The 7,303-nt window shown below is 71.4% G+C and carries 6 protein-coding genes; 2 read left to right on the top strand and 4 right to left on the bottom strand.

Features of this window, described 5'->3' with window-relative positions; all coding sequences use genetic code 11:
- Positions 1-54 precede the first annotated feature (54 nt).
- The 4 genes from ACFVIM_RS30525 to ACFVIM_RS30510 all read right to left on the bottom strand — a co-directional run bounded on the left by ACFVIM_RS30525 (position 55) and on the right by ACFVIM_RS30510 (position 4,012).
- Positions 55-858 carry an ABC transporter permease gene (locus ACFVIM_RS30525; RefSeq protein WP_384308157.1) on the bottom strand — a complete coding sequence of 268 codons (804 nt, stop codon included), beginning with the start codon at positions 856-858 and terminating at the stop codon, positions 55-57.
- Positions 855-1,856, bottom strand: a complete 1,002-nt coding sequence (locus ACFVIM_RS30520; protein ID WP_384308154.1) for an ATP-binding cassette domain-containing protein — start codon at positions 1,854-1,856, stop codon at positions 855-857. The genes ACFVIM_RS30525 and ACFVIM_RS30520 overlap by 4 nt, the downstream gene beginning before the upstream one ends.
- 4 nt (positions 1,857-1,860) lie before the next feature.
- On the bottom strand, positions 1,861-3,114 hold the full coding sequence (locus tag ACFVIM_RS30515; RefSeq protein ID WP_384308151.1) for a nucleotide disphospho-sugar-binding domain-containing protein: 1,254 nt from the start codon (positions 3,112-3,114) through the stop codon (positions 1,861-1,863).
- Positions 3,115-3,256: 142 nt separating this feature from the next.
- On the bottom strand, positions 3,257-4,012 hold the full coding sequence (locus ACFVIM_RS30510; RefSeq protein ID WP_384308148.1) for a thioesterase II family protein: 756 nt from the start codon (positions 4,010-4,012) through the stop codon (positions 3,257-3,259).
- 637 nt (positions 4,013-4,649) lie between these two features.
- On the opposite strand from ACFVIM_RS30510, the gene ACFVIM_RS30505 reads away from it, so the two are divergent.
- Entirely contained in the window at positions 4,650-6,044 is a 1,395-nt protein-coding gene (locus tag ACFVIM_RS30505) for an NDP-hexose 2,3-dehydratase family protein (protein ID WP_384308145.1), read from the top strand.
- 402 nt (positions 6,045-6,446) lie between these two features.
- Positions 6,447-7,303 (top strand): polyketide synthase (locus ACFVIM_RS30500; protein ID WP_384308142.1); only part of this gene is annotated, 857 nt, incomplete at its 3' end.

Genomic DNA, 7,303 nt, shown 5'->3' with positions numbered 1-7,303 from the left:
CCACATGAGTGGTCCCCGGCGGGAGAGCCCGCCGGGGACCACGTACGCCGTCGGTCAGACGCGGCGCCGGTACGCCTGGATCGCCAGTGGTGCGAAGACCGCCGTCATCGCCACCGTCCAGCCCAGCGTCCACCAGACCGAGGTGCCCACCGACCCCTCCGTCATCAGCCCGCGCAGCGCGCTGGTGACATGGGAGATCGGGTTCACATCCGCCCAGGTGGCCAGCCACCCCGGCATCGTGTCCGTCTTGACGAAGACATTGGAGCCGAAGGTCAGCGGGAACATCAGCACCCCGCTGAACAGGTGCACGGTCGTCGCCGTCTTGGCGACCAGACCGACCAGCATCGACAGCCAGGCCAGACCGGTGGCGAAGACCGTGGCCAGTGCCAGGGCGCCGATCGTGGCGAGCAGACCCGTACGGATGTCGAAGCCCTGCGCCATGCCGACGAGCAGCAGCATCACCATGCCCGCCACGATCTGGAGGGTGTTGCCCACCAGATGGCCCACCAGTGGGGCGATCCGCGCGATGGGCAGGGAACGCAGCCGGTCGAAGACGCCGTTGGCGATGTCCTCGTTGAGGCCCGTGCCGAACGCGAGCACCGAGAAGACCGTCATCTGCACGATCAGGCCCGGCAGCGCGTACTGGAGGTAGTCCTCGGTGGAACCGGAGATCGCCCCGCCGAAGACGTACACCAGCAGGGCGATCACCATCAGCGGCTGCACCACGGCGAACCCGATCAGCGTGCCCGGGTGCGCCTTGAGGTGCAGCAGATTGCGTCCGGTCAGGGTCATACAGTGCCGTACGGTGAGGCCGATGCTCAGCCGGTGCCGCTCGGTCACCTCGGTCGATGCGCTCACACCGGCCTCCTCTCGTGGGTCTCGTGAGTCTTCTGGGGCTGCTGGCCGTCGGCCGCGGGCGCCGGGGCGGAGCCATGGCGGCCGGTCAGCGACAGGAAGACCTCATCCAGGCTGGGCCTGCGCAGCGCCAGCTCCGTCACCTCGATTCCGGCACCGTCCAGCTGCCGCAGCACGGCGGCGGGCAGGGCCGTGTCATTGACCTGGATCCGCAGCGCGCCCCCGGCCACGATCGGCGGGGTGCCGCTGAGCGAGGTCACGATGGACGCCGTCTCCGCCAGCCGTTCCGCGTCGGCGGGCTGGATCTCCAGGGTCTGGCGGTCCGTCTTCGCCTTCAGCTCCTCCGAGGTGCCCGCGGCGATGGCCACCCCGCCGTCGATGACCACGATGTCATCGGCGAGCTGGTCCGCCTCGTCCATGTACTGGGTCGTCAGCAGCACCGTCGACCCGCCCGCGACCAGATCCCGCACGATGTCCCACAGTTCATAGCGGCTCTGCGGATCGAGCCCGGTCGTCGGCTCGTCGAGGTAGAGGACCGAGGGGTCCCCGACCAGACTGACCGCCAGATCCAGCCTGCGGCGCATCCCGCCCGAGTATGTCTTCGCCGTCCGGGCGCCCGCGTGCGCGAGCCCGAACCGCTCCAGCAGCTCCCCGGCCCTGCGCCGGGCCGCCGGCCGGGAGTACCCCAGCAGCCGGGCCACCAGCACCAGGTTCTGCACCCCGGTCAGCTCCTGGTCGACCGAGGCGTACTGCCCGGTCAGCCCGATGATCCGCCGGACCTCGTGTGGGTGGCGCGCCACGTCGTAGCCGCAGACCCGGGCCGTCCCGCCGTCCGGGCGGAGCAGGGTGGCCAGGATGCGGACCGCCGTCGTCTTTCCGGCCCCATTGGGCCCGAGTACCCCCAGGACCGCGCCGGAGCGCGCCCGCAGATCGAGCCCCTGGAGCGCGGTGACCTTACCGAACCGTTTGATGAGACCCTCGGTCTCGATCGCGTACGTCATGGTGTTATAGCCGGTTCCGTTCGTTGCCGTGAACCGGGCCCGCGACCACCGCGGACCCCGTGAGTTCGTTCAGCCAGCCCTCCACCGTCCGGGCGGCCCGGTAGGGGCCTCCCGCGGCCAGCATGTCCGTGCGCGCCCTGGCGATATGCCGCACGGTCTCCGGGTCGCCCACGATCCGGTCGACGCTCGCGCGCAGACTCTCCACCGTGACCTGGTCGCCCGGCAGCTCCAGCGCGAGACCGGCCTCCTGGGCCCGCCGCGCGTCGAAGCGGTCCCCGGGCGTGTAGGTGACGACCACCATCGGCTTCCCGAAGGAGACCGCCTCCAGCATGGTGCCGATGCCCGCGTGGCACACGACGGCGTCGGCGTGCGGCAGCACGGTGGAGAAGTCGAGCCACTCATGGACCTCGATATGGTCGGCGAGCGGGCGGCCCTCGGGCAGATTGCCGGGTCCGACCGCGATCACCACCCGCCAGTCGCCGCTCGCGAAGGCCCGCTCGCAGAGCTCGAAGAAGTCCGCGCGGTCGTTCATCTCGGTGCCGAGGGTGATCAGCGCCACCCGCCGGGGGTCGGTGGGGTCGGCCCCCGGCCAGCTCCCCACACCGTGCTGGTTGGCGGCGAGGCTGTGCCCGGTGAAGGTGTAGCGGGCCTCGTCGAAGGTCTCCTGGAGGGGCTGGAGCTCACGCGGCAGGAAGACCAGGTTCCGCTCGGCGTTGTAGTTGGTCATGAACGACCCCCACAGCGCGTGCGGATCCTCGCCCTCGCCCGCCAGGTACTCCATCACCAGCCCGATGGACTCGTGCACCGACTCGACCGCGCCGTCGAACATCTCCATCGCCAGGGAGAAGTGCTCGTTGGAGGCGAAGTACGGGAAGTACTGCGCCGTCGGCCGGTCCCAGAGGCGGGCCGCCGCCCGCGCGGTGAAGAAGCTCTCCAGGTCGTAGAGGATCAGATCGGGTACGTCGTCCCGGAACGCCTCCAGTGTCCGGGGCAGTATCACGTCCCTCGACTCGCGCAGATAGTCCAGGCCCAGTGCCTGTATCTCGTCCCCGGTGACCTCGCCCCGGGAGAATCTGGAGCGCGCCGAGTCCCAGGTGACGGCGTGCGCGCCGACGCCGGTCACCCTCGGCACGAACCGCTCGTCCACCACGTAGGTGATCCGGTGGCCCGCCTCGATCAGACAGCGGCTCATCTCCAGTGTCGGGTTCACATGCCCGTACCCCGGGAACGCCAGGATCGCGATGTGCTTCAACCTCACCACTCCTCGGTGGCTGGCGGGGCGGGCGGCGGGCCGGGCGCCGCCGCCCCATGGGTGGCGGCCCCGGAGGACTCCGGGGCCCGGGCGGCGGACCGTCGTGCGCCGGGGTGGTCGGCCTCCCGGGCGGCGGGCCGCGCGGTGGTCACCGCAGGGCCGTGGCCGGTTCGCCCAGCGCCTCGGCGATCACCCGGATGACGGCCGCCGCGTGGTCCAGCAGATAGAAGTGGCCCCCGGGGTAGACATGGAGGTCGAACACCGACTCCGTGTGGTCGCGCCAGGACTCCGCCTCGTCCTCGGTGGCCTTGGGGTCGGCGTCGCCGACCAGGGCCGTGATCGGCGCGCGCAGCTTGGCGGTGGGGTGGTAGCGGTAGGTCTCCGCCGCGCGGTAGTCGTTGCGGATCGCCGGGAGCACCATCCGCAGCAGCTCCTCGTCACCGAATATCCGCTGGTCCGTGCCGCTGAGCCCGCGCAGCTCCGCCACCACGCCGTCGTCGTCACGGGTGTGCACCCGCTCGTCCCGGTGGCGCGAGGGCGCGCGCCGCCCGGAGGCGAACACCCGCAGCGGGCCCCGCCCTTCGCGCTCGCACCGCGACGCGACCTCGAAGGCCAGCGTGGCACCCATGCTGTGCCCGAACAGGGCGTACGGGCGGTCCACGGTGTCCAGGACGGCGGCGGTCACCTCGTCCGCCAGCTCCCGCAGATCGTCGATCATCGGCTCATGCCGCCGGTCCTGACGTCCTGGGTACTGCACCGCCAGCACCTCGAACCCTGGGTTCAGCGCCTGCGCCACCGGACGGTAGAAGGGCGCGGAGCCCCCCGCGTGCGGCAGACAGACGAGCTGGACGGGCGCGTCCGCGCTCGGGAAGAAGCGCCGGATCCAGTTGTCGGTGTCCTTCATGCTGGCCTCTCTTGTCGCGGAGCGACGGATGGCGGGCGGCGGTCGGGGCGGGCTGACCGGAGCGGTGCGGGGGGTGCGGTGCGTCCGTCGGCGGTGGACCGGTGTTCCCGTCGTACGGGGTGGACCGTGCCCACCTCGCCCGGTCCCCCGGTGCCGCGCGTACGACTCGTGGACCTGGCCGACCCGCCGTCGGCAGGGTCGTACGGTCGCGGACCGCCGGTCGTACGGATGCGAACGGCGAGGCCCTGCGGTCGCGGACCGCCAGGTCGTACGGATGGGACCGACCGGCTCACACCGGCGATCACCCTCGTGGACACGGCCAGCATGTCGGTGTCCGGAACCGGCGGGACGGGCCCGGCGGGGAATCTAGGGAAAGTCGCCGACAATGCCCCGCAGCGGGAGTGGAGGAAGCGATCTGAGTGAACTCCTAGTCTGCCCTGACCTCCCCTAGGAGCGCTCCGACGACCGTGTTCACCTGGAACGCGAGCCAACGGCTCAGGGGCTGACACCCCGGTCGACCCGACCGGCCCCGGTCACCCTGGACGGCCCCGGTCACCCCGGCCGGACCCGGCACGTCCCCCCACGATCGGGAGCGGAGCGATCCGCCGACCCACTCACCAACCGGAGAGAGACTCCCATGCCTCCAACCACCGGACTCGGCGTTCTCCGTCACGAAGACCCCCGACTGCTGGAGCGGCTTGAGGAGTCCGCGGGCGTCACCGAGGGTGGGGCCACCAGCGCCGAGCAGTTCGAGAAGTGGTTCTCGGCGCGCTGCGCCGCCCAGGTCCACGAGGTCACCCCGATCCCCTTCGCCGCGATGCGCAACTGGTCCTTCGCCGAGGGCACGGGGAACCTGGTCCATGACAGCGGCCGGTTCTTCTCCGTCGCCGGACTCGACGTCGAGGTGGGGGAGGGGCCGGTACGCACCTGGTCCCAGCCGATCATCCTCCAGCGGGAAATCGGTGTGCTCGGAATCGCCGTCCGCGAGATCAACGGCGTCCTGCACTTCCTCATGCAGGCCAAGGCCGAGCCGGGCAACCCCAACGGGGTCCAGCTCTCCCCGACCGTCCAGGCGACCAAGAGCAACTACACCGGGGTGCACCAGGGCCGCAAGGTTCCCTATCTGGAGCACTTCGTGGGCGTCGAGCCGCGTCAGGTCCTCGCCGATGTGCTCCAGTCCGAGCACGGCTCCTGGTTCTACCGCAAGCGCAACCGCAACATGCTGGTCGAGGTCGGCCAGGAGGTGGAGGCCGGAGAGGACTTCTGCTGGCTGACGCTGGGGCAGCTGCACGAGCAGCTCGCCATCGACCACCGGGTGAACATGGACGCCCGTACGGTCCTGTCCTGCCTCCCCGGCATCGGCACCGGAGGGCTCGCCGACCGGGGCAACGGTCTGCACACCGCCTCCGAGCTGCTGAACTGGATCACCAACAGCCAGGCCACCTACGACCTCGGCACCACGCTCGTGGGCCTCACGGACCTGCCCGGCTGGCGGCGCTCCGAGTGGACCATCTCCCATGAGCGCGACCTCTTCTTCAGCGTGAACGCCGTGGAGGTCATCGCCAACAGCCGCGAGGTCAGCAGCTGGACCCAGCCCCTGTTCCAGCCGCATGGCGTCGGAGTGACCGCCCTGCTGGTGAAGCGGATCGACGGCGTCCCGCACGCCCTGCTGCACGCCCGGGTGGAACCCGGCTACCTGGACACCATCGAACTGGCGCCGACGATCCAGGGCACCCCGGAGAACCACGAGTACGTCCAGGGCGCGGTCCACGAACAGCTCCGTGACTTCCCCGGACTGTGTGAGCGGGGCCGGGTCCTGTTCGACACCGAGATGTCCGAGGAGGGCGGCCGCTTCTACCACTCCCGCAGCCGCTATGTGATCGTCGAGGTGGGTCCGGACCACCCGGAGGAGGAGCCGCAGGGGTTCCGCTGGATGACGCTGCCGCAGATCACCTGGCTGCTCCAGCACCGCCATTACCTGAACGTGCAGGCACGCAGCCTGATCGCCGCCCTGCGGACCTGTGTGGCGTGACCTGACCTGACCTGACCTGACCTGACCTGACCTGAGCGCGTGCGGCGGGGCGGCGGGGCGGGGCCGGGCGCCGACCGGTGCCCCGGCCCCCGGCCCCCGAGGTCCGCCACCGCCGACCCCGCGCGCCCGCCGTGGCCGACCGCCGGGACCGGCCCGGCTGGGTCCGGTGTGCGGGGCCTGACCTCTCGCGGACCGGCCCCGCCGCGCTCACACCGTGACCGGTCCACCGTGACCGATCCGTGGTCACCGACCCACCGTCACCGACTCACACCGACCCACCGCGACCGACCCACCGGGATTGACCCGCGCACCGCGCCCACCCGGCGCCGCAGCTCCGATCCGGAGCGTGCCGCGCGCCACGGGGTGTGCCGGAACACGGCACAAGAGAGGGAGAAAGCCGGAGTGGTACCGCCCAAGGGGACATCTGGACCCATCGCCATCGTCGGCCTCTCCTGCCGGTTCCCCGGCGCCCCGGACCCCGACGCCTACTGGCGGCTGCTGAGCGAGGGCGTGAGCGCCGTCACCGAGGTCCCCGAGGGCCGGGAACCCGTCGGCGGCCGCTGGGGTGGCTTCCTCGACGGAGTCGACCGGTTCGACGCCGGGTTCTTCGGGATCACCCCGCGTGAGGCGGCGCTCCTCGACCCCCAGCAGCGCCTCGTGCTGGAACTCTCCTGGGAGGCGCTGGAGAACGCCCGGCTCGATCCGCACACGCTGCGCTCCAGCGCCACCGGGGTCTTCGTCGGCGCGATGCGCGACGACTACGCCGTCCTGCTCCACCGGGGCGGCACCGCCGACACCGCCGCCAGCCACCACACCATGACCGGGCTGAGCCGGGGCGTCATCGCCAACCGGGTCTCCCACTTCCTCGGGCTGCGCGGCCCCAGCCTCGTCATCGACTCCGGCCAGGCGTCCTCCCTGGTCGCCGTCCACGAGGCGGCACGCAGTCTCCGTGACGGCGAGAGCGACCTGGCCATCGCGGGCGGGATCAACCTCAACCTCGCGGCCGAGACCGGTCTTGTCGCCGAGGAGTTCGGCGGGCTCTCCCCGGACGGCCGCTGCCACACCTTCGACGCCCGCGCCAACGGCTTCGTCCGGGGCGAGGGCGGCGGTGTGGTCATCCTCAAGCGCCTCACCGACGCCCTGGCCGACGGCGACCGTGTCCACGCGGTCATCCAGGGCGGCGCCGTCAACAACGACGGTGCCACCGAGGCCCTGACCGTCCCCAGCCGTGAGGCACAGGCGGCCGTACTGCGCCAGGC

It is taken from the genome of Streptomyces sp. NPDC057638, assembly GCF_042800315.1.
Taxonomy (GTDB): Bacteria; Actinomycetota; Actinomycetes; order Streptomycetales; family Streptomycetaceae; genus Streptomyces.
The sequence above is the reverse complement of the archived record's forward strand: the minus strand, read 5'-3'. Positions and strand labels throughout refer to the sequence as shown.

Coding starts and splice junctions, on each gene's coding strand:
- ACFVIM_RS30520 (WP_384308154.1), bottom strand. CDS start 1,856: ATGACGTACGCGATCGAGACCGAGGGTCTCATCAAACGGTTCGGTAAG.
- ACFVIM_RS30510 (WP_384308148.1), bottom strand. CDS start 4,012: ATGAAGGACACCGACAACTGGATCCGGCGCTTCTTCCCGAGCGCGGAC.
- ACFVIM_RS30505 (WP_384308145.1), top strand. CDS start 4,650: ATGCCTCCAACCACCGGACTCGGCGTTCTCCGTCACGAAGACCCCCGA.